This window comes from Streptomyces sp. NPDC054956, assembly GCF_053609185.1.
In genome coordinates this window covers 1-21,217 of record NZ_JBSGXB010000118.1, presented here as the reverse complement: position 1 = coordinate 21,217, position 21,217 = coordinate 1, and the positions used below count along the sequence as shown (strand labels likewise).

20 protein-coding genes and 2 riboswitches are annotated in these 21,217 nt (G+C 70.4%); of the genes, 11 read left to right on the top strand and 9 right to left on the bottom strand.

Going from position 1 to position 21,217, the window contains the following annotated elements:
- A partial coding sequence (locus ACWGDE_RS19815; RefSeq protein WP_453390293.1) for an energy-coupling factor ABC transporter substrate-binding protein occupies positions 1 to 293 on the bottom strand: 293 nt, incomplete at its 3' end.
- Positions 290 to 991 carry an energy-coupling factor ABC transporter permease gene (locus ACWGDE_RS19810; RefSeq protein ID WP_453390292.1) on the bottom strand — a complete coding sequence of 234 codons (702 nt, stop codon included), beginning with the start codon at positions 989 to 991 and terminating at the stop codon, positions 290 to 292. The genes ACWGDE_RS19815 and ACWGDE_RS19810, both read right to left, overlap by 4 nt.
- Positions 992 to 1,020: 29 nt before the next feature.
- Positions 1,021 to 1,216, bottom strand: a riboswitch (cobalamin riboswitch).
- Positions 1,217 to 1,334: 118 nt separating this feature from the next.
- Between ACWGDE_RS19810 and ACWGDE_RS19805 the strand changes: the two genes are divergently transcribed.
- Entirely contained in the window at positions 1,335 to 2,060 is a 726-nt protein-coding gene (locus ACWGDE_RS19805; protein WP_453390291.1) for a flavodoxin family protein, read from the top strand.
- Between the two features lie 51 nt (positions 2,061 to 2,111).
- Here the strand turns inward: ACWGDE_RS19805 and ACWGDE_RS19800 are convergent, their stop codons facing one another.
- From ACWGDE_RS19800 to gcvT, 7 genes are all read right to left on the bottom strand, one after another.
- Positions 2,112 to 2,627, bottom strand: coding sequence for an AMIN-like domain-containing (lipo)protein (locus tag ACWGDE_RS19800; protein WP_453390290.1), 516 nt, complete (start codon positions 2,625 to 2,627; stop codon positions 2,112 to 2,114).
- A 139-nt stretch (positions 2,628 to 2,766) separates the two neighbouring features.
- The gene (locus ACWGDE_RS19795) at positions 2,767 to 3,174 is read right to left on the bottom strand and encodes an SsgA family sporulation/cell division regulator (RefSeq protein ID WP_453390289.1); all 408 of its coding nucleotides are present in this window, start codon (positions 3,172 to 3,174) and stop codon (positions 2,767 to 2,769) included.
- Positions 3,175 to 3,374: 200 nt separating this feature from the next.
- Positions 3,375 to 4,757: an L-serine ammonia-lyase gene (locus ACWGDE_RS19790; RefSeq protein WP_453390288.1), complete on the bottom strand. Its 1,383-nt coding sequence runs from the start codon at positions 4,755 to 4,757 to the stop codon at positions 3,375 to 3,377.
- Between the two features lie 134 nt (positions 4,758 to 4,891).
- Positions 4,892 to 6,544, bottom strand: coding sequence for an APC family permease (locus tag ACWGDE_RS19785; RefSeq protein WP_453390287.1), 1,653 nt, complete (start codon positions 6,542 to 6,544; stop codon positions 4,892 to 4,894).
- Positions 6,545 to 6,713: 169 nt separating this feature from the next.
- Entirely contained in the window at positions 6,714 to 7,970 is a 1,257-nt protein-coding gene (gene glyA, locus ACWGDE_RS19780) for a serine hydroxymethyltransferase (RefSeq protein WP_453390286.1), read from the bottom strand.
- 16 nt (positions 7,971 to 7,986) lie between these two features.
- Positions 7,987 to 8,367, bottom strand: coding sequence for a glycine cleavage system protein GcvH (gene gcvH, locus ACWGDE_RS19775; protein ID WP_453390285.1), 381 nt, complete (start codon positions 8,365 to 8,367; stop codon positions 7,987 to 7,989).
- Positions 8,368 to 8,494: 127 nt separating this feature from the next.
- Positions 8,495 to 9,610 (bottom strand): glycine cleavage system aminomethyltransferase GcvT, encoded by a 1,116-nt coding sequence (gene gcvT / locus ACWGDE_RS19770; protein WP_453390284.1) that lies wholly within the window; start codon positions 9,608 to 9,610, stop codon positions 8,495 to 8,497.
- Between the two features lie 184 nt (positions 9,611 to 9,794).
- A riboswitch (glycine riboswitch) is annotated at positions 9,795 to 9,898 on the bottom strand.
- Positions 9,899 to 10,149: 251 nt separating this feature from the next.
- Here gcvT and ACWGDE_RS19765 point away from each other — a divergent pair.
- From ACWGDE_RS19765 to ACWGDE_RS19720, 10 genes are all read left to right on the top strand, one after another.
- The gene (locus tag ACWGDE_RS19765; RefSeq protein WP_453390283.1) at positions 10,150 to 10,776 is read left to right on the top strand and encodes an AAA family ATPase; all 627 of its coding nucleotides are present in this window, start codon (positions 10,150 to 10,152) and stop codon (positions 10,774 to 10,776) included.
- Positions 10,777 to 10,825: 49 nt separating this feature from the next.
- Complete coding sequence (locus ACWGDE_RS19760) at positions 10,826 to 11,536, top strand: enhanced serine sensitivity protein SseB (protein WP_453390282.1); 711 nt, start codon at positions 10,826 to 10,828, stop codon at positions 11,534 to 11,536.
- 67 nt (positions 11,537 to 11,603) lie between these two features.
- Positions 11,604 to 12,344, top strand: a complete 741-nt coding sequence (locus ACWGDE_RS19755; protein ID WP_453390281.1) for an enhanced serine sensitivity protein SseB C-terminal domain-containing protein — start codon at positions 11,604 to 11,606, stop codon at positions 12,342 to 12,344.
- A gap of 543 nt (positions 12,345 to 12,887) precedes the next feature.
- Positions 12,888 to 13,880: an ABC transporter permease gene (locus ACWGDE_RS19750; RefSeq protein ID WP_453390280.1), complete on the top strand. Its 993-nt coding sequence runs from the start codon at positions 12,888 to 12,890 to the stop codon at positions 13,878 to 13,880.
- Between the two features lie 31 nt (positions 13,881 to 13,911).
- The gene (locus tag ACWGDE_RS19745; protein ID WP_453390279.1) at positions 13,912 to 15,690 is read left to right on the top strand and encodes an ABC transporter substrate-binding protein; all 1,779 of its coding nucleotides are present in this window, start codon (positions 13,912 to 13,914) and stop codon (positions 15,688 to 15,690) included.
- A gap of 183 nt (positions 15,691 to 15,873) precedes the next feature.
- Positions 15,874 to 16,875 carry an ABC transporter permease gene (locus tag ACWGDE_RS19740; protein WP_453390278.1) on the top strand — a complete coding sequence of 334 codons (1,002 nt, stop codon included), beginning with the start codon at positions 15,874 to 15,876 and terminating at the stop codon, positions 16,873 to 16,875.
- Positions 16,876 to 16,943: 68 nt separating this feature from the next.
- On the top strand, positions 16,944 to 18,020 hold the full coding sequence (locus ACWGDE_RS19735) for an ABC transporter ATP-binding protein (protein ID WP_453390294.1): 1,077 nt from the start codon (positions 16,944 to 16,946) through the stop codon (positions 18,018 to 18,020).
- 5 nt (positions 18,021 to 18,025) lie between these two features.
- Positions 18,026 to 19,123, top strand: a complete 1,098-nt coding sequence (locus ACWGDE_RS19730; RefSeq protein WP_453390277.1) for an ABC transporter ATP-binding protein — start codon at positions 18,026 to 18,028, stop codon at positions 19,121 to 19,123.
- A gap of 305 nt (positions 19,124 to 19,428) precedes the next feature.
- Entirely contained in the window at positions 19,429 to 20,085 is a 657-nt protein-coding gene (locus tag ACWGDE_RS19725) for a trimeric intracellular cation channel family protein (RefSeq protein WP_453390276.1), read from the top strand.
- A 70-nt stretch (positions 20,086 to 20,155) separates the two neighbouring features.
- The gene (locus ACWGDE_RS19720; RefSeq protein ID WP_453390275.1) at positions 20,156 to 21,010 is read left to right on the top strand and encodes a thioesterase family protein; all 855 of its coding nucleotides are present in this window, start codon (positions 20,156 to 20,158) and stop codon (positions 21,008 to 21,010) included.
- Positions 21,011 to 21,217 lie beyond the last annotated feature (207 nt).

The window sequence follows — 21,217 nt, the reverse complement described above, 5'->3', positions numbered from 1 at the left end:
GCACCCTGGCGGCGGCCCTTGCGGATGCCGAAGTAGTACGCGAGCACGCCCGCGCCCAGCGCCGCCTGCAGGGCGAACAGCGCCGACTCGATCTCGGCGGAGGGGGGCTCGTACAGCGGGGAGAACCAGGGCTCGTAGTCGGGCTTCATCTCGGTGATGGCCGTCTCCGCCTGCGCGTCGGCTCCCGTGAACGGCTCCTCCTTGCCCTCGCCGAGACCCAGCGCGATGGGCAGTACGGCCAGTGCCGCCACCAGGAGCAGCAGCAAGGTGTTGATCTTCGCGTTCCTGCTCATCGGGCTGCCGCCTCCTGCTTTCCGGTGCCGCCGGACGTCAGCTCGGCGACGCCCAGCCGGACCAGGTCCGACCTGCTCGACGCCATCAGCAGCCGCATCACGAGGACGGTCAGCAGGCCCTCGCTCACGGCCAGCGGAATCTGCGTGACCGCGAAGATGCCCCCGAACTTCGCGAGCGCGCCGAGGAATCCGGTGGCCGGGTCCGGGAAGGCCAGCGCGAGCTGCACGCTGGTGACGCAGTAGGTGACCAGGTCCGCGAAGAAGGCGCCGAAGAAGACGGTCACCATCAGCGGGACGCCGGACGTGCGCAGCAGCCGGTAGACGGCGTAGCCCGCCCACGGACCGGCGACGGCCATCGAGAAGACGTTCGCGCCGAGGGTGGTGAGCCCGCCGTGGGCCAGCAACAGGGCCTGGAACAGCAGGGTGATGGTCCCCAGCACCGCCATGATCGGGGGCCGGAACAGGATCGCCCCGAGCCCGGTACCGGTGGGGTGCGAACAACTGCCCGTCACGGAGGGGATCTTCAGGGCGGACAGGACGAAGGTGAACGCCCCGGAGGCTCCGAGCAGCAGGGTGCTCTCCGGGTTGGCCTTCACCTCGCGGGTGAGCGAGCGGACGCCGTGGACGACGAAGGGAGCGGACGCGGCGCCCCAGGCGGCCGCGTGCAACGGGGGTAGGAACCCCTCGGCTATATGCATGAGTGGGGAGACCTCTCCAGCACCTCGTGGATGGACAACGCGCCCCGGCCGGTCTCCTGGCTCACGGGTGCTGATGTCCCGGCTCCGCCTTCCCGGGCAGCGCGGAACCTCCCGCGCAGCCCAGTGGCTTTCCCGCAGGAGTGGAGCCGGACTTCCCGATCACAGTGGCGAGGGCCGCACCGGTTTCCCACCGGTTTCCCGAACACCAAGGCCCGCTGACCCTAGTCGGCCGCACGGACGGGCGACAAACCGCCCCCCGCCCGGCCCGGACGGGTGCGGTCGGGTGGCGGCCGGGCCCGGTCCCGGTGAGCCTGGGCGGGTGGCCGCAGACACCGATACCGACATGGGAACCGCGCATGCGAGCGCGTTCGACTACTCCGACCTGACCGCCGTCTACGTCAACTGCACGCTCAAGCGCTCGCCCGAGCCCAGCAACACCGAGGGCCTGATCGACAAGAGCCGTGCGGTGATGGAGGCGGCCGGCGTGCGGACCTCGCTCATCCGCGCCGTCGACCACGACATCGCCACCGGGGTCTGGCCCGACATGACCGACCACGGCTGGGAGAGCGATCAGTGGCCGGTGCTCTACAGCCAGATCATGGACGCGGACATCCTCGTGCTGTGCGGCCCGATCTGGCTCGGTGACAACAGCTCGGTGATGAAGCAGGTCGTCGAGCGGCTCTACGCCTGCTCCTCGATCCTGAACGAGCGGGGCCAGTACGCCTACTACGGGCGCGTCGGCGGTGCGCTGATCACCGGCAACGAGGACGGCGTCAAACACTGCGCCATGAACATCCTCTACAGCCTCCAGCACCTCGGCTACGCGATCCCCCCGCAGGCCGACGCCGGCTGGATCGGCGAGGCCGGGCCCGGGCCCTCGTACATGGACCCCGGCTCCGGCGGCCCCGAGAACGACTTCACCAACCGGAACACCACCTTCATGAGCTGGAACCTGATGCACCTGGCCGCCCTGCTCAAGCGGTCCGGCGGGATGCCCGCGCACGGCAACCAGCGCTCCCTGTGGGACGCGGGCTGCCGCTTCGACTTCCCGAACCCCGAGCACCGCTAGGCACGCGGGGGCGGGGCCCGGTGCGTGCGACGCCGGGCCCCGCCGCCGTGCTCAGCACACGTTCCGGTGCGCGATGTCCAGCACGAACCGCTCCGGGCCGTGCAGCTTGAACGAGGTGAAGGAGGGCTTGGTGTCGAAGGCGGCACCGAGGGTGATGTACCCCTCGAAATCGCCGGTCAGGGCGATGCCCTTCAGCTTGGGCAGGTAGACCTTGAGGATCTTGGGCCCGTGGTAGACGTTCCGGCCGGCGTCGTCGTGCGCGGCCGCGGGGTGCAGGCGGATCTCCAGGAAGTAGCGGCCGGCCAGCGGAACGGGCTTGCCGGACCCGTCCTGCACCAGCCTGGGCACGCGGGTGACGGTGACCTGGGGGACGTGTCCCCGCAGGTCGACGACCAGCCGGTCGTAGGTGCAGTGCCCGCCCCAGCGGGCATTGACGACGAGCGGGGTGGAGGGGGTGGTGGTGGAGACGGAGGAGGCTGCGGAGGCCGGTGCGGCGAAGGCGAGGGTGGTGGCGAGCAGTGCGCCCGTGCCCAGCGCGGCGGCCTGCCGACGGCGTGGACGGTTCATGACGTCCCCCTGATTCTCGAGAGACGGGGACTGGTGTCACCAGGGAAGACGCGCCGCGCGCGAGCGCGGTTCCGGCGGTGGGCCGGCCCCGGACCCGGCCGGGCGGCAGCCAGCGGGGCCTCGGTCGGCCGGGCGGCACTCAGCCGGGCAGCAGCGCGCTCAGCTCGGCGTCGAGGTCGTAGTGCCGCTGCTCCTGCCCGCGGGGGACCATGTCGGTCATCCGCCGGCACAGCTCCCGTACGTCCTTCGCGCGCGCGGACACCACGCACGAGCGCTCGCCGTTGCTGAAGGCGAGGAAGACCCGCGGCTCGGTGCCCTTCCAGCGCGGCCACACCTGGATGTCGCCCTCCCCGGTGGCGCAGACGTGCCCGTCGAGCAGCAGTTCCCGGGAGAACACCCAGCGCGCCAGGTGGAGCCCGGCGCCCTCGAAGTCGACGGAGACCTCGTAGGGCCGGTCGGCCCGGTACACGAAGACGCCCCGCATCGGGATGGGGGCGGGCGCTGCCTCCAACCGGAGCGGGAGGACGCGGTGTTCGATGCCGGTCATGGGGCGGCCTCTCTCTCGGGGTGGGGCCGCGTCGACGACGCGCGGCGAGCCCACTTGGGCAAGCTAGCCCACCACCGGGCCGCCCCCCTCCGGTCAAAAGTCCTTTTCCGCCGGGCACCTCGTCCCGTCTTCGCGGCAACGGGCCGAGCCCGCCCTCCGGGGGGAGGACGGGCTCGGGGGACGTACGGCGGGAGGGACCGTCAGCACTCGATGACGTTGACCGCGAGGCCGCCGCGGGCGGTCTCCTTGTACTTGACCTTCATGTCGGCGCCGGTCTCCTTCATGGTCTTGATGACCTTGTCGAGGGAGACCTTGTGCGAGCCGTCGCCGCGCATGGCCATCTTGGCCGCGGTGACGGCCTTGACCGCCGCCATGCCGTTGCGCTCGATGCAGGGGATCTGCACGAGGCCGCCGACGGGGTCGCAGGTCAGGCCGAGGTTGTGCTCCATGCCGATCTCGGCCGCGTTCTCGACCTGCTCCGGGGTGCCGCCCAGGACCTCGGCGAGGGCGCCGGCCGCCATCGAGCAGGCCGAGCCGACCTCGCCCTGGCAGCCGACCTCCGCGCCGGAGATCGAGGCGTTCTCCTTGAAGAGCATGCCGATCGCGCCCGCCGCGAGGAGGAAGCGGACCACGCCGTCCTCGTCCGCGCCCGGTACGAAGTTCATGTAGTAGTGCAGGACCGCCGGCAGGACGCCCGCGGCGCCGTTCGTCGGGGCGGTGACGACGCGGCCGCCGGCCGCGTTCTCCTCGTTGACCGCCATCGCGTAGATCGTCGCCCACTCGCTGCGGTGCAGCATCGGGTCGCCCTCGGTGCGCAGCTGGCGCGCCGTGGAGGCGGCCCGGCGCTTGACCCGCAGGCCGCCGGGGAGGATGCCCTCGCGGGACATGCCGCGCGAGACGCAGGCCTGCATGACGCGCCAGATCTCCAGAAGACCCTCGCGGATCTCCTCCTCCGTGCGCCAGGCCTTCTCGTTCTCCAGCATCATCGAGGAGATCGACAGGCCGGTCTCGTTCGCGAGGCGGAGCATCTCGTCGCCGCTACGGAAGGGGTACTTCAGCACCGTGTCGTCGAGCTTGATCCGGTCCTCGCCGACCGCGTCCTCGTCCACGACGAAGCCGCCGCCGACCGAGTAGTACGTCTTCTCCAGCAGCGGGGTGCCCGCGGCGTCGTACGCGAAGAGCGTCATGCCGTTGGCGTGGTACGGGAGCGAGCGCCGGCGGTGCAGGATCAGCTGGTTCGGCTCGTCGAAGGGGATCTCGTGCCCGTCGCCTATTTCGGTGCCCAGCAGGCGCAGGCGGCCGGTGGTGCGGATGCGCTCGACCTCGGCGTCGGCGGTCTCCACGTTCACCGTGCGGGGGGAGTGGCCCTCCAGGCCCAGCAGGACCGCCTTGGGGGTGCCGTGGCCGTGGCCGGTGGCGCCCAGCGAGCCGAAGAGCTCGGCCCGGACCGCGGCCGTCTGGGCGAGGACGCCGTCCTTCTTGAGCCGGGTCACGAACATGCGCGCGGCGCGCATCGGTCCGACGGTGTGGGAGGAAGAGGGACCGATGCCGATCGAGAAGAGATCGAAGACGGAGATGGCCACGGTTGCGGACTCCTATGTCTGCTCGTGGGTGGGAAGCGGGGCAGGAGGGGTGGATCTGCGGATTTTGTCCGGCAGACGAGCTTAACTCGGCGAGATGAACGGCTCGGCTGCCGGACGGGTCGGGAAGGTGGTGGTCAAGCGTGGGTCAGCTCACGCTCCGGTGCTCCGGCCGGGGCGGCCTCCTCGGCGGGGGCGGCGTCCAGGACCGGGTCCGGGCCCGGCAGGCCCGCGTAGTGGGCCTTGACCCCGGACCGTACGGCCCAGAAGTAGAAGCCCAGGGCCGAGACGGCGACCATGGCGATGTCCACGCCGCCCGGGATGATCCCGTGGCCGCCGAATTCCTTGCTGCCGAGCGCCGACAGGGTGCCGAGCCACAGCAGGAAGGCGATCATCCACCAGGCCGGGGCGAACTGCTTGGCCAGGTTCTTCTCGCCCTTGCGCTTGAGGACCACGGCCGCGATCGGGGCGGCGACCAGGGTGAGCAGCACCACCTTGCCGGTGTCCGGCCACTTCGACCAGTACAGGGCGCAGGCGGCGAAGGCGAACGTGACCGGGCAGAGGATCCTGGCCGCCGGCAGGCGGAAGGGGCGCGGCAGCTCGGGCTTGGTCCTGCGGAAGACGCCGACCGCGATCGGGCCGATCAGGTACGAGACCACCATCGCGGCGGAGACGACGCTGGCCAGCGCCTCCCAGCTGTGGCCCACGGTGACCAGCAGCAGGATCGAGAAGCCGAGGTTCAGCCACATCGCGGGACGGGCGGTGCCGTACTTGGGGTGGACCTCGCGGATCTTCTTCGGGAAGAAGCCGGTGTCCGCGAGGTTCTGCGCCATGTACGAGGCGGAGGCGACGTTGCCGATGTTGGCACCGGACGGCGAGATGAAGGCGCCGAACTGGAGCATCGTGACGACCCAGTGCAGCATCAGCATCTTGGCCAGGTCGGCGAACGGCGAGGCGAAGTTGATGCCGCTCCAGCCGCCGGCCTCGGCCAGCTTCTCCGGCGGGACACCGCCGATGAAGGCGATCTGCAGGGCCAGGTAGATGACCAGGCCGAGGGAGAGCGCGCCGACCAGGGCCAGCGGAATGGCGCGGCCGGGGTTCTTGGCGGCGCCGCCGAGGTTGACGACGGCCTGGAACCCGTTGAAGGCGAAGACGACACCGGACGTGGTGACGGCGGTCATGACCGCGGACCAGCCGTTGGGGGCGAAGCCGCCGTGGTCGGTGAAGTTGCCGGTGTGGAATCCGGAGGCGATCAGGGCGATCACGGCGAGCACCGGGATGGCGAACTTGACCAGGGTGAGCAGGTTGTTCGCCTTGGCGAGCAGCGCCACCGACCAGTAGCAGGCCAGCCACAGCGCCACGGTCAGGAACAGGGCCATCGCCATGCCGGAGGTGGTCAGGCCGCCGTTCTCCACCAGGCCCTTGGCCCAGCCGAAGTTCCAGGACGACATGTACTGCGTACCGGCGATGGACTCGATCGGGATCAGTGCGGCGATGGCGATCCAGACCGCCCAGCCGGTGATGAAGCCCAGGACCGGCCCGTGCGAGATGGTGCCGAAGCGGGCCATCGAGCCGGGCAGCGGGTAGGCCGCGCCCACTTCCGCGTAGGACATGGCGATCATGCCGATGAAGACGGCGCCGATGACCCAGGCGATGATGGCCGCCGGCCCGGCGACCGCGGCCGCCTGGCCCGCGCCGAAGAGCCACCCGGAGCCGAAGATCGAGCCCAGCCCGATCATGATCAGGGCGAAGAGGCTGAGCCCCTTCCTGTTGGCCGCGCTCATGTCCATGAGGTGTGGTGTCCGTCCTGCCAGGGGGTGCGGGTGGTTCTTTATTCCGAGCCTATTTGCCATTTTTTGGCTGATTCAGTGGCAATGGGCCGCATCCGCCTGGGGCTTTGGTCATGAGAAAGGCCCGGCCTGTGCACAAACAAAGGCCGGGCCCCTCCCAGGCGCCGCTCTAGAGCGTCGGGTACAGCGGGAACTTCGCGGCGAGCGCGGAGACGCGCGCCTTCAGGTCGTCCGCGTCGTAGGCCGGCTTCAGCGCCTGCGCGATGATCTCGGCGACCTCGGTGAAGGCCTCCGCGTCGAAACCGCGGGTGGCGAGCGCCGGCGTACCGATCCGCAGGCCCGAGGTCACCATCGGCGGCCGCGGGTCGTTCGGGATGGCGTTCCGGTTGACCGTGATGCCGACCTCGTGGAGGCGGTCCTCGGCCTGCTGGCCGTCCAGCTCGGAGTTGCGCAGGTCGACCAGGACCAGGTGCACGTCGGTGCCGCCGGTGAGGACGTCCACGCCCACGGCCTTGACGTCGTCCTGGACCAGACGGGCGGCGAGGATCTTCGCACCCTCCAGGGTGCGCTCCTGGCGCTCCTTGAACTCGGGCGAGGCCGCGACCTTGAAGGAGACGGCCTTGGCCGCGATCACGTGCTCCAGCGGACCGCCCTGCTGGCCCGGGAAGACCGCGGAGTTGATCTTCTTGGCCAGCTCCTGCGTCGACAGGATGACACCGCCGCGCGGACCGCCGAGGGTCTTGTGCGTGGTGGTGGTCACGACGTGGGCGTGCGGCACCGGGTTCGGGTGCAGACCCGCGGCGACCAGGCCGGCGAAGTGCGCCATGTCGACCATCAGGTACGCGCCGACCTCGTCCGCGATGCGGCGGAAGGCGGCGAAGTCCAGCTGGCGCGGGTAGGCGGACCAGCCCGCGACGATCAGCTGCGGCTTGGACTCCTTGGCGAGGCGCTCGACCTCGGCCATGTCGACCTCGCCGGTCTCGTCCACGTGGTACGGGACCACGTTGTAGAGCTTGCCGGAGAAGTTGATCTTCATGCCGTGGGTCAGGTGACCGCCGTGGGCCAGGTTCAGGCCCATGATCGTGTCGCCCGGCTTCAGCAGCGCGAACATCGCGGCCGCGTTGGCCTGCGCGCCCGAGTGGGGCTGCACGTTCGCGGCCTCGGCGCCGAACAGCGCCTTGATGCGGTCGATCGCGATCTGCTCGATCACGTCGACGTGCTCGCAGCCGCCGTAGTAACGGCGGCCCGGGTAGCCCTCGGCGTACTTGTTGGTCAGGACCGAGCCCTGGGCCTCCATGACGGCGACCGGAGCGAAGTTCTCCGACGCGATCATTTCCAGGGTCGACTGCTGGCGCAGGAGCTCGGCGTCGACGGCGGCGGCGACGTCCGGGTCGAGCTCGTGCAGAGGAGTGTTCAGTACAGACATCTTCGGTCCCCTGGGGTCAGTTGCCGGAGGTGAGCTTGGCGTACTCGTCGACGGAGAGCAGGTCGGCCGGCTCCTCCGTGACGCGCACCTTGAAGAGCCAGCCACCCTCGAACGGGGCCGAGTTCACCAGGGCCGGGTCGTCCACGACGTCCTGGTTGAACTCGACGACCTCACCGGTGACGGGGGAGTACAGGTCGCTGACCGACTTGGTCGACTCCAGCTCGCCACAGGTCTCGCCTGCGGTCACCGTGTCGCCGACCTCGGGAAGCTGGGCGTAGACGACGTCACCGAGCGCGTTGGCCGCGAACTCCGTGATGCCGACCGTCGAGACGCCGTCCTCGGCGACCGACAGCCACTCGTGCTCCTTGCTGTAACGCAGCTGCTGGGGGTTGCTCATGACCTGATTCTCCTGGATGCGGGGGAGTGGATACGAACGGTGGTCTTGCTTGCCGAGACGGGGCGCGGCGCGGCGGCCGTGCGGGAGACCCGTGGGGCCCGCGGATCTCCGTGCACAGCGGACAGGATTACTTCTGCCGCTTGTAGAACGGCAGAGCCACGACCTCGTACGCCTCATGCGTACCGCGAATGTCCACGCCCACGCCGGAGGTGCCGGGCGCGGCGTGCGCCGCGTCGACATAAGCCATCGCGATCGGCTTGCCCAGAGTCGGGGACGGGGCGCCGGAGGTGACCTCGCCGACGACCTGGCCGTCGAAGGTCACGGAGAAGCCGGCGCGCGGGACGCGGCGGCCCTCGGCGATCAGGCCGACCAGCTTGCGCGGCGGGTTCGTGGCGGCGCGCTCGGCGGCGGCCTCCAGGGCGGCGCGGCCGACGAAGTCGCCCTCCTTCTCGAACTTCACGACCCGGCCCAGCCCCGCGTCGAACGGGGTGAGGGAGGTGGTCAGCTCGTGCCCGTACAGCGGCATGCCCGCCTCCAGGCGCAGCGTGTCGCGGCAGGACAGACCGGCCGGGACCAGGCCGACGCCCTCGCCCGCCTTGGTCAGCGCCTGCCACAGCTCCACGGCGTGCTCGGGGGAGACGAACAGCTCGAAGCCGTCCTCGCCGGTGTAGCCCGTACGCGCGATCAGCGCGGGCACGCCCGCGACGGTGCCCGGCAGGCCGGCGTAGTACTTCAGCCCGTCCAGGTCGGCGTCGGTCAGGGAGGCGAGGATGCCGGGGGACTCGGGGCCCTGCACCGCGATCAGCGCGTACGCGTCGCGGTCGTCGCGGACCTCGGCGTCGAAGCCGGCGGCGCGCTCGGTGATCGCGTCCAGGACGACCTGGGCGTTGGAGGCGTTCGCGACGACCATGAACTCGGTCTCGCCGAGGCGGTAGACGATCAGGTCGTCGAGGATCCCGCCGTCCTCCTGGCAGATGTGCGTGTAGCGGGCACGGCCGACGCCGACGGTGGAGATGTTGCCGACCAGCGCGTAGTCCAGGACCTTGACGGCCTCCGGGCCGGTCAGGGTGATCTCGCCCATGTGGGAGAGGTCGAACAGGCCGGCCTTGGTGCGGACGGCGTTGTGCTCGTCGCGCTCGCTGCCGTACCGCAGGGGCATGTCCCAGCCCGCGAAGTCGGTCATGGTCGCACCGAGGGAACGGTGCAGCGCATCGAGGGCGGTCAGGCGGGGGGCAGTACTCATGGGTGTGGCTCCCGGGTCCCAGGGCATGACATGACGAGGAGGAGTTCCTCCCCATCTGTCATCGGAACCTGAGAGGTTCGCCGAGAGTTCCCCGCTTCCAGGGGAAGGTCTTCGACTTGCACCTTGGGTGGAGCCGTCGCCGGTGCCCTCACGGGCGGTGGCGCGGCTCGCTTTTCAGATCTGCCTCATCCACGCGGTACGGGGCCTGAGAGATTCAAGGGAGGTACTTGCTCCTTCGGCGCCCGGGCACCGCCTTGCGGCGTGCCGGGACTCTCCCGCGCGGATTCAAGCGGCCGGTATGCAGTTGGTGTCCAGATGGCGCACATCATTGCACGGCGTGCGACCGAATGGGGGAGGGGGTCCGGAAGCGGAGCGGAACCGGTGGTCCCGGATTACCGTCTCTTTACACTCAGGGGGATGGGTCCCGGTGACCCGATGCGGGGGAGGCGATCACTGTGCGGAGATTCGGAGTACTGGCGACGACGAGTACGGCCGCGGGCGCGGCGGGGGCAGCGTCCCCGGGGGCGGGCACAGGAGCCGTGACCGGGGTGCCGGCCCAACGCGGCACGGTCAGGACGGCGGCGGCCGCGCAGGCGCCCGGTCCGGTACGGGACCTGCGCGCGAGCGCGGCGGGCCCGGAGCGGCTCCACTTCGCCGAGGGGGACGTCGTGGTGGTCTCCGGACTGCCCGGCGGCGGCAAGAGCACCCTGATCAAGCGGGCCGCCCAGGGCGGGGGCATCGACTCCCAGGACGCCCGCGAGCGGTGGGAGCGCCGGATGCCGGCCGCCGTGCCGTACGCGGTGTACCGCCCGGCGGTCCGGATCGCGCACTACTGGGGGCTGTGGCGGGTGCTGCGCTCCGGAGCCTCGGCCGTCGTCCACGACTGCGGTACCCAGAGCTGGGTACGGGCCCTGCTCGCCGGGTCCGCCCGGCGGCGCGGTCGCGCGCTGCACCTGGTGCTGCTCGACACCACCCCCGAGGAGGCCCGGGCCGGGCAGGCCGCGCGGGGCCGGGGCGTGTCGGCGTACGCCTTCGCCCGGCACCGGGGAGCGGTGGCCCGGCTGCTGCGCGAGGCCGAGGCGGGCCGCCCGCCGGCGGGCTGCGCGTCGGTGACCCTGCTGGACCGCCCGGCGGCCTCGCGGCTGCGGGTGATCGGGTTCCGCTAGGCGACCGTTAATCTCTGGGCGAGACGAGGGCGAGCTGGTGGAGGCGTACATGTGGCCGGGTAACGAGCTGGAGCAGGTGCTCGGGGCGGCGCTCGGGCAGGCGGAAGCCGGCGGGCGGATCCTCGAGGTGCTCGGGCGCAGTTCCGTGTGGATCCCGCTGCCCGGCGGGGTGAACAGCCTCAGCCTGCCCACCATGGAGATCAACGGCGCCGCGTACGTCCCGGTCTACAGCTCCGAGGAGCAGTTCCGCGCCTGCGCCGGTCCCGCCATGGACTTCGCCGTCGCCCCCGCCGTGGACTTCGCCCGGGGCCTGCCCCCGCAGCTCGGCATCGCGGTCAACCCCGAGGGGGCGGTCGGGGTCCCGCTGCCCCCGCCCGCCGTCGCGGAGCTCTGCCGGGCGGGCCGCAGCCCGCTCGACGGGCCCGCCACCGGCGGCCGGGTCCGGCTCTTCGAGCCGGACTGGCAGGAGGATCCCGTCGAGTTCCTGGCCGCCGCCGGGGAGGAGTTCCGCGCCACCGGAGTCGTCGCGGCGGCCTACCGCTGCCTCGCCAGCGTCGAGGCCGGGGCGCCGGAGCTGTACATCGGTGTCCGACTGCTGGGATGGGAGCCCGACATGCGAAACGCTCCGATGGAGGCCCTCGGGCGCGCGCTCGCACGCGTTCCGGCGCCCTGGCCTGTGCAGTTGATCCTCCTGGACGCCGCCGAGGACCCGGTCGTCGACTTCATCGTTACGCGCGTACGCCCCTTCTACCTGCCGTAGGCACGCTTAAGCTGGTCGCGGACACGCGTGGACGACGGGCGGACGAAGAGACGAAGAGGGGTACCGGGTGAGTGCGTCAGGCACGGCCGCGGTCGGGCAGGTCGAGCACATGCTGCGCCAGGTGACTCCCGGGCGCTACGAGAGCTACGAGGCGCTCCTGCACGCCCTGGCCGAGGGCCGGCTGTGGATGCTGCTCTGGCAGGGACGGCCCGGCTCCCCGGACGCCCAGTACGGCGGCATGGAGGTCGAGGGCCTCGGTTACGCACCCTGCGTGACCTCCCCGCAGGAGCTGGCCGCCAGCGGCTGGAACCGGGGGTACGAGGTGGTCACGGGCCGGGACATCGCCCGGGCCCTCTACCCCGACCGCTGGGGGCTGTGGCTCAACCCCCACGCCCAGGGCGGCGGCGTCGGCGTCCCCTGGGCCGACCTGCGCCGGATCGCCACCGGCCTGGACCGGATGCCGGCCGGGCCGCTGCGGCTCTCCGAGCCCGCCATCGAGCTCCCGCAGTTCTACGGGCTGCTGACCCAGCACGCGCACCGCACGCCCGCCGTGCGCGCGCTGCGCCGCGCCTGGGTGCAGCCCGCGCTCGGGTCCCCGTACCTGGCCGTGGGGCTCGACCTGTACGACGCCTCCGCGCACGCGCTGGAGTCCGTGCGGGAGATGATGCGCCAGTCGGTCGGCGCGGTGCCCGAGGGGGTTCCGGTCTGCACGGTCGCGCTCGCAGACGAGCACGACCCGGTGGCGATGTGGCTGCGCGCGCAGACCCGTCCCTTCTACGACCGCGAGGGTCAGGCGCCCGCCTACTGAGACATCCCGCTCGTTGAGACATTGGGGTCAAGCACCCCGAGGCCGCACGGAACAGTCGTTCCGTGCGGCCTTTGCGTTGTCCTGATTTCGCCGCCGATGTGCGCCCAATAGGCATGGTAGTAACCCGAGTTGGGTGTCATGTCCGATTCCGTACCGAACGGACGGTCTTGCTCCGCTGAGGTGGCAGCGAAGTCCGGATAACGGGAACTCGACCCTCAGATCACGGTTGCGCATCCATTCACCTGCGGGTCTGGCGGCTGATCGACGGCCCGATGAAGACTCCCCACCCAAGAGCGGGTCAGTCCTCCAAGGACAGGGTTCTTCACAGGAAATCCGCTTGTTGTTTCGTACAGCACCACGTGCACCACCAGCACTGCCAGTACCGCCTGTACCGCACCACGCAGCACCGCGCACGCGCTCCAGAGCGCACCTCGCATCACTGCACTTCCGCACCTCGCACTCCGAGCGCCACTCCGCACCAACGCCGCCACAGCGGCGGGCATGGGCCGGCTCACCAGTCGGCCGAGAGGGGTCCCCACCACGATGACGGCACCACTGCATGACACGAGCGCGGAGACGCCCGCTCCCGTGTCCGTAGCCGACGTCCCAGCCAAGGCCATCGAAGGCCGCTCGCCCGGCCGCATCGCCTGGATGCGGCTCAAGCGCGACAAGGTCGCGCTGACGGGCGGCGTGGTCGTGATCCTCCTGATCCTGGTGGCGGTCTTCGCCCCGCTGATCGTGAGCCTGCTGGGCCACCCGCCCAACGAGTTCCACGAGGATCTGCTCGACCCGGAGTTCGGTACTCCGCTGGGATCGTTCGGCGGGATCAGCTCCGACTTCCTGCTGGGCGTCGAGCCGACCAACGGGCGCGACGTGTTCAGCCGGATCGTCTACGGCGCACGCATTTCCCTGATCGTCGCCTTCCTCGCGGCCTTCGTCTCCGTCATCCTCGGCAGCCTGCTCGGCGCACTGGCCGGCTTCCTGGGCGGCTGGATCGACGGGCTCATCAGCCGCACGATGGACCTGCTGCTGGCCTTCCCGCAGCTGCTGTTCACCATCTCGCTGGTCTCCGTCGTCCCCAACTCCCTGTGGGGGTTCACGGGTTCGGGCGTGCGGATGGGCGTACTCGTCATCGTCATCGGCTTCTTCGGCTGGCCGTACATCGGCCGCATCGTGCGGGGCCAGACGATTTCGCTGCGCGAGCGGGAGTACGTCGAGGCCGCACGCAGCCTCGGAGCCGGCCGCGGCTACATCCTGATCAAGGAGCTGCTGCCGAACCTGGTCGCGCCGATCCTCGTCTACACGACGCTGATCATCCCGACCAACATCCTGACGGAGGCGGCCCTCAGCTTCCTCGGTGCCGGCGTCAAGCCGCCCACCGCCTCCTGGGGAAAGATGCTGTCCGACGCCATCCCCATCTACCAGGACGACCCCATGTACATGGTGGTCCCGGGTATCACGATCTTCATCACCGTCCTGGCGTTCAACCTCTTCGGGGACGGGCTGCGTGACGCACTCGACCCCAAGGGCAGCTGAACCGCTTCAACGATTCACCCACCAATGGAGGTTGAACAACGTGATCCGCAGAAAGAAGGCGCTCGCGATCACCGCGGTGATCGCTGCCCTGTCGGTGTCGGCCGTCGCGTGTGACAAGGCCGAGGACAAGAAGCCCTCGGAGGCCAAGCCGGGCGCCGGTGCCAGCGGTTTCAACGCCGCGACCACGGGCGTCGTGAACCCGTCGACGACCAAGGGCGGAGAGCTCAAGCTCTGGTCCCCGCAGGACGTCGACTACCTCGACCCGGCGCGCGCCTACTACGGCTTCGTCTGGAACCTGCAGCGCCTCTACATCCGCCAGCTGTTCGCGTACGACAGCAAGCCGGGCGCCGCGGGCACCAAGCTGGTCCCGGACCTCGCCGCCGGCGAGCCGGTCCTGAGCAACGACGGCAAGACGTACACCGTCAAGATCAAGGACGGCGTCAAGTTCGAGGACGGCACGCCGATCACCTCGAAGGACTTCAAGTACGGCATCGAGCGCGTCTTCGCGCAGGACGTGCTGTCCGGCGGTCCCACCTACCTGATCGACATCCTCGACCAGGGCCAGAAGTACCCCGGCCCGTACAAGGACACCGACCCGGACAAGATGGGTCTGAAGTCCGTCCAGACGCCGGACGACAAGACGATCGTCTTCAACCTGGCGAGCGCCAACTCGGACTTCAAGTACCTGCTGGCCATGCCGTCCTCCTCGCCGGTCCCGGCGGGCAAGGACACCGGTGCCACGTACACCAACAAGCCCGTCTCCACCGGCCCGTACAAGGTCTCGGAGTTCACGGCGAGCAAGGGCGCGACCTTCGTCCGCAACGAGAACTGGGACCCGAAGACGGACACGATCCGTACGGGCCTGCCGGACACGGTCTCCTTCACGGTGACCACCAACCCGGACGACATGGACGCGCGTCTGCTCTCCGGTGACATCGACCTCGCGGTCGACGGCACGGGCATGCAGGCCGCCGGCAAGAACAAGGTCCTGAAGGACGAGGCCCTCAAGGCCAACGCGGACAACCCGTTCACGGGCTACATCCGCTACTTCGTCTTCCCGACGACCGTCGCGCCGTTCGACAACATCGAGTGCCGCAAGGCCGTCATCTACGCGGCCGACAGCAAGTCGCTGCAGACCGCCCGCGGTGGCCCGACCAGCGGTGACCTCGGTGCGAACATGCTGCCGCCCGGCATCCCCGGCGCCGACAAGAAGTACGACCCGTACAACCTGACCAAGGGCGAGCCGCAGATCGAGAAGGCCAAGGAAGCGCTCAAGGCCTGTGGCAAGCCGGACGGCTTCAGCACCACGATCGCGGTCCGCAACAACCGCGCCCCCGAGGTCAAGTCCGCCGAGTCCCTGCAGGCGGCCCTCGACAAGGTCGGCATCAAGGTCACGATCGACCAGTACGACGGCAAGCTGTCCTCTTCCGTCATCGGTTCGCCCGAGAACGTGAAGACCAAGGGCTACGGCATCATCGTGATGGGCTGGGGCGCCGACTACAACTCCGGTTCGGGCTTCCTGCAGCCGCTGGTCGACGGAACGTTCATCCTGCCGAACGGCAACAACAACTTCTCGATGATCAACGACCCGGAGATCAACGGGCTGTTCAAGACCGCCGCTGCCGCCGCCACCCCGGACGCCGCCGCGCCGTTCTACACCCAGATCAACCAGAAGATCATGGAGAAGGCCCTCTACCTGCCGATCAACTTCGACAAGGCCTTCGTCTACCACAACCCGCGCCTGACCAACGTCTACTTCAACGACTCGATGGGCAAGATCGACCTTGCCACCATCGGCGTCATGAAGTAGTCGGGACAGTCCAGGAGCCCGGGCCGCCCGGCCCCGCCGGGCGGCCCCGGGCCCCTGACCCGTCAGACCCAGCTGGTTCGCCTTCACCGCACATGCGCTAGTCCGAAGGGCAGGTGAAGGCCGCAGGCGGCGGCTGTCGTCCCCACAAGGGGCGGCGGCCGTCGGCCCGAGCGGCCGACTGCAGTGCTCGTCTACCTCATACGGCGACTTTTCAACGTCGTCGCAACGCTGCTGGTGGTCTCCGCGGTCACCTTCGGCATCTTCTTCGCGGTCCCGAAGCTGACCGGCAGCGACCCGGCACTCATGTACGCCGGACGCGAGACCAACGCGACCGCCCTGGCGGGCATCCGGGTGAAGATGGGCTTCGACAAGCCCGTCTCCGAGCAGTACCTGATCTTCATCAAGGGCATTTTCACGGGCCGCGACTACGACGGCGGCACCGAGATCACGCACTGCGCGGCGCCGTGCTTCGGCTACTCCTTCAAGACCGAGGTCCCCGTCTGGGACACCATGGTCGACCGCATGCCGGTCACCCTCTCGCTCGCCCTCGGGGCGGCCGTGATCTGGGTGATCGCGGGTGTGGCCACCGGTGTGGTCTCCGCGCTCAAGCGGAGGACCGCCGTCGACCGCACCGTCATGGTCGGCGCCCTCGCCGGCGTCTCCCTGCCGATCTTCTTCACCGGCATGGTGGCTCCCGCGATCTTCGTCTACGGCCTCGGCTGGCTGGACGTCTCCAACTACAAACCGCTCACCGAGGATCCGGTGGCCTGGCTCAACTCCCTGATCCTGCCCTGGGTCACCCTGGCCTTCCTCTTCGCCGCCACCTACGCCCGCATCACCCGCGCCACGATGCTGGAGGTGCTCGGCGAGGACTACATCCGCACCGCCCGCGCCAAGGGGCTCAAGGAGGGCGTGGTCATCCGCAAGCACGCCCTGCGCTCCACGCTCACCCCGGTCGTCACCATGTTCGGCCTCGACCTCGGTGGACTCCTCGGCGGTGCGGTGCTCACCGAGACCACCTTCAACTTCCAGGGTCTGGGGACCGCGGCCGTCGCCGCCATCAGCGCGGGCGACCTGCCCGTGATCATGGGCGTCACCCTGCTCGCCGCGCTCTTCGTGGTGTTGGCCAACCTGATCGTGGACATGCTGTACGCCGTCATCGACCCGCGCGTGAGGCTGACGTGACCGAGAACCACACCACCGACGCCGCTTCCGCGTCCGCCGCCGGAGCCGCCCCCGCATCCGCGCCCTTCGTGCCCGAACAGGGCGGGGTGCGGGACCGGGCCTTCCTCTCGGTGCGCGACCTGAAGGTGCACTTCCCGACCGACGACGGCCTGGTCAAGTCCGTCGACGGGCTCTCCTTCGACCTGGAGCGGGGCAAGACCCTCGGCATCGTCGGCGAGTCCGGCTCCGGCAAGTCGGTCACCTCGCTCGCCATCATGGGCCTGCACCGCACCGGCCACGTCCGCAACCGGCCGCAGATCTCGGGCGAGGTCGTGCTCGACGGCGAGGACCTCGTCCAGGCCGACGCGGACCACGTCCGCACCCTGCGCGGGCGCAAGATGGCGATGGTCTTCCAGGACCCGCTGTCCGCGATGCACCCGTACTACTCGGTCGGCAAGCAGATCATCGAGGCCTACCGGACCCACCACGACGTCGACAAGAAGACCGCCCGCAAGCGGGCGATCGAGATGCTCGACCGCGTCGGCATCCCGGAGCCGCAGCAGCGCGTGGACTCGTACCCGCACGAGTTCTCCGGCGGTATGCGCCAGCGCGCGATGATCGCGATGTCGCTGGTCAACAACCCCGAGCTGCTCATCGCCGACGAGCCGACCACCGCCCTGGACGTTACCGTCCAGGCGCAGATCCTGGACCTGATCCGGGACCTGCAGAAGGAGTTCGGCTCCGCGGTCATCATGATCACGCACGACCTCGGAGTGGTCGCCGAGATGGCCGACGACATCCTCGTGATGTACGGCGGCCGGTGCGTCGAGCGCGGCAGCGCCGAGAAGATCTTCTACGAGCCCCGGCACCCCTACACCTGGGGCCTGCTCGGCTCGATGCCGCGCATCGACCGCGACCAGACCGACCGCCTCATCCCGGTCAAGGGCTCGCCGCCCAGCCTCATCAACATCCCCAGCGGCTGTGCCTTCCACCCGCGCTGCCCGTACGCCGACCTCCCCAAGGGCGGCATCACCCGTACCCAGCGGCCCGAACTGGCCCTGGTCGACGGATCCGCGGAGGGCGACGGCCGGCACTGGGCCGCCTGCCACCTCTCCCCGGAGCAGCGGAACCGGATCTGGACCGAAGAGATTGCGCCGAAGCTGTGACCGATATGAAGAAGACGGAAACGGGCACGGTCCCCGCGCAGGCGGACTCGTCCCCCGAACCGCTGCTGAAGGTGACCGGGCTGGTCAAGCACTTCCCCATCACCAAGGGGCTGCTGCGCCGCCAGGTCGGGGCCGTGAAGGCCGTCGACGGCATCGACTTCGACGTCCGGCGCGGTGAGACCCTCGGCATCGTCGGCGAGTCCGGCTGCGGCAAGTCGACCATGGGCCGGCTGATCACGCGGCTGCTCGAACCGACGGGCGGCAAGGTCGAGTTCGAGGGCAGGGACATCACGCACCTGGGCGTGGGCGCGATGCGTCCGCTGCGCCGCGACGTGCAGATGATCTTCCAGGACCCGTACGGCTCGCTGAACCCGCGGCACACGGTGGGCACCATCGTCGGCGCCCCCTTCAAGCTCCAGGGCGTCACGCCCGAGGGCGGCCTCAAGGCGGAGGTGCAGCGGCTGCTCGCGCTCGTGGGCCTCAACCCGGAGCACTACAACCGCTACCCGCACGAGTTCTCCGGCGGCCAGCGCCAGCGCATCGGCATCGCGCGGGCCCTGGCGCTCAAGCCGAAGCTGGTCGTCGCGGACGAGCCCGTCTCGGCCCTCGACGTCTCCATCCAGGCCCAGGTGGTCAACCTGCTGGACGACCTCCAGGAAGAGCTCGGCCTCACGTACGTGATCATCGCGCACGACCTGTCGGTCATCCGGCACGTGTCGGACCGCATCGCGGTCATGTACCTCGGCAAGATCGTCGAGCTCGCCGACCGCAAGTCCCTGTACGAGGCTCCGATGCACCCGTACACCACGGCCCTGATGTCGGCCGTCCCGGTGCCGGACCCCCGCCGCCGCGGTGCGAAGAGCGGCCGCATCCTGCTCAAGGGCGACGTCCCGTCGCCGATCTCCCCTCCCTCCGGCTGCCGCTTCCACACGCGCTGCTGGAAGGCGACGCAGATCTGCACGACGCAGGAGCCGCCGCTGGTCGCGCTGAAGACCGGCCACCAGGTGGCCTGCCACCACCCGGAGAACGCCCCCGACCAGGCCCCGGGCGACACCGCCCTCCCGGGCGCGTCGGAAGCGGTCTCCACGGCAGTCACGGACTGACCCCCCACCCGCCCCGGCCCAGCCGGGGCGGGTGCGGCCCCGCCGGGGGCACCAGCCAAAACCAGCCCCGCCGGCGGCGCCAGCCAAATCCAGCCCGCCGGGGGCACCAGCCAAATCCAGCCCCGCCGGCGTTTGAGGCGCGGGGGTTCGGGGGCGGAGCCCCTGACGGCGGCGCCGCACCCGACCGCGGTCCGCACCCCGACGGGGTGTCGCCCCGGTCCGAGGGGGCCGAGCCCCGCTCCGCAGGCGCGGGCCGAGGACCACCCGTACAGGCACGCCGCCAGGCGACCGGCACAATGGGGCCCGTGCTCCACGATCTCTTCCCGCCCGGCATCCAGCACGCCCTGGACCTCGCGGGCATCTTCGTCTTCGCCACGGCCGGCGCCCTGCTCGCCGTACGCAAGAACTTCGACGTCTTCGGCATCGTCGTCCTCGCGGAGGTCACCGCCCTCGGCGGCGGCCTCTTCCGCGACCTGGTCATCGGGGCCACCCCCGCCGCGGCCTTCGGCGACCTCGGCTTCTTCGTCACGCCGCTGATCGCCGCCGCGATCGTCTTCTTCCTCCACCCCGAGGTCCAGCGGATCAACCGCGCCATCAACGTCTTCGACGCGGCCGGCCTCGGGCTGTTCTGCGTGACGGGCACGACCAAGGCGTACGAGTACGGCCTCGGCCTCACCGCGTCCGCCGCGCTCGGCCTGGCGACCGCCGTCGGCGGGGGCGTCCTGCGCGACGTACTCGTCAACGAGGTGCCGTCGCTGCTGCGCGACCGGGAGATGTACGCCGTGCCGGCCGTCATCGGTGCCTCGATGGTGGCCCTGTTCATCAGCTTCGACGCCCTGAACGCGGTCACGACGGGCCTCGCGATCGTCACCACCTTCGTGCTGCGGCTCCTCGCGATCCGCTACCACTGGCGGGCCCCGCTCGCGTGGAACCGGCGGTCGGCGGTGGCGGAGGAGCTGTAACGGGGAGCCGTAACGAGGACGCAATCCGAGAAAGCTACCGCTTAGTAGGTTCCCGGTGTACGTTCGTTCCATGTCACACGCAGCTGCCAAAGCCTCCGTCGGCGACAGCGAGTTCGACCGCGACACCGCCATCACCGCCCGCGCGGGCGAGCCCGGGGTGTACGACGCGGAGCTCTCCGCCGGGTGGACGATCATCACCGCCGTCAACGGCGGCTACCTGCTGGCCCTCGTCGGCCGCGCCCTGTCGGCGGCCCTGCCGCACCCGGACCCCTTCACGGTCTCCGCGCACTACCTGACCTCGTCGGTCCCCGGCCCGGCCGTGATCCGCACCGAGGTCGTACGGGTCGGCCGCACGCTCTCCAGCGGCCAGGCCTCCCTGTTCCAGTACGACGAGAACGGCGCCGAGATCGAGCGGATCCGCGTCCTGGCCTCGTACGGGGACCTCTCCGCCCTCCCGGACGCCGTCCACACCACGGCCCTCCCGCCCGTCATCCCCGCGTACGAGGACTGCCTCGGCCCCGAGGCCGGCCCGGCCCCGATCCCCGGCAGCTCCGCGATCGTGGACCGGCTCCGGCTGCGGCTGGACCCGGCGACGGCCGGCTGGGCGGTCGGAGCGCCCTCGGGCAAGGGCGAGATGCGCGCCTGGTTCGAGCTGGCCGACGGGCGCGACGCGGACCCGTTCTCCCTGCTCCTGGCCGTGGACGCGCTCCCGCCGACCTCCTTCGACCTCGGCCTGCTCGGCTGGACGCCGACGGTGGAACTCACCACCCACGTCCGCCACCGGCCGGCTCCCGGTCCGCTCCGCGTCTCGATCACCACGCGCAACCTGGCGGGCGGCTTCCTGGAGGAGGACGCGGAGGTCTGGGACTCGGCGGACCGCCTGGTGGCCCAGTCCCGCCAACTGGCGAGGGCTCCGCGCGGCTGAGCCCCTTCTTGACGCGTCCCCCGCGCCGCACCTCTTCCTGACGCGCCGCTCGCACGGCTAGGCCCCGGCGGCCTCTCCGGCTTCGCGCCGCTGCGCCGGACTCCGTCCGGCGGGGGCCGGTCGGGGGTGTCGCCACGGCCGTCCCGGCCGGGGGCCCGGTGGGCGGGTGCGGCTGCCCGGCCCTGCGGGGGCAAGTCCCCTACCCGC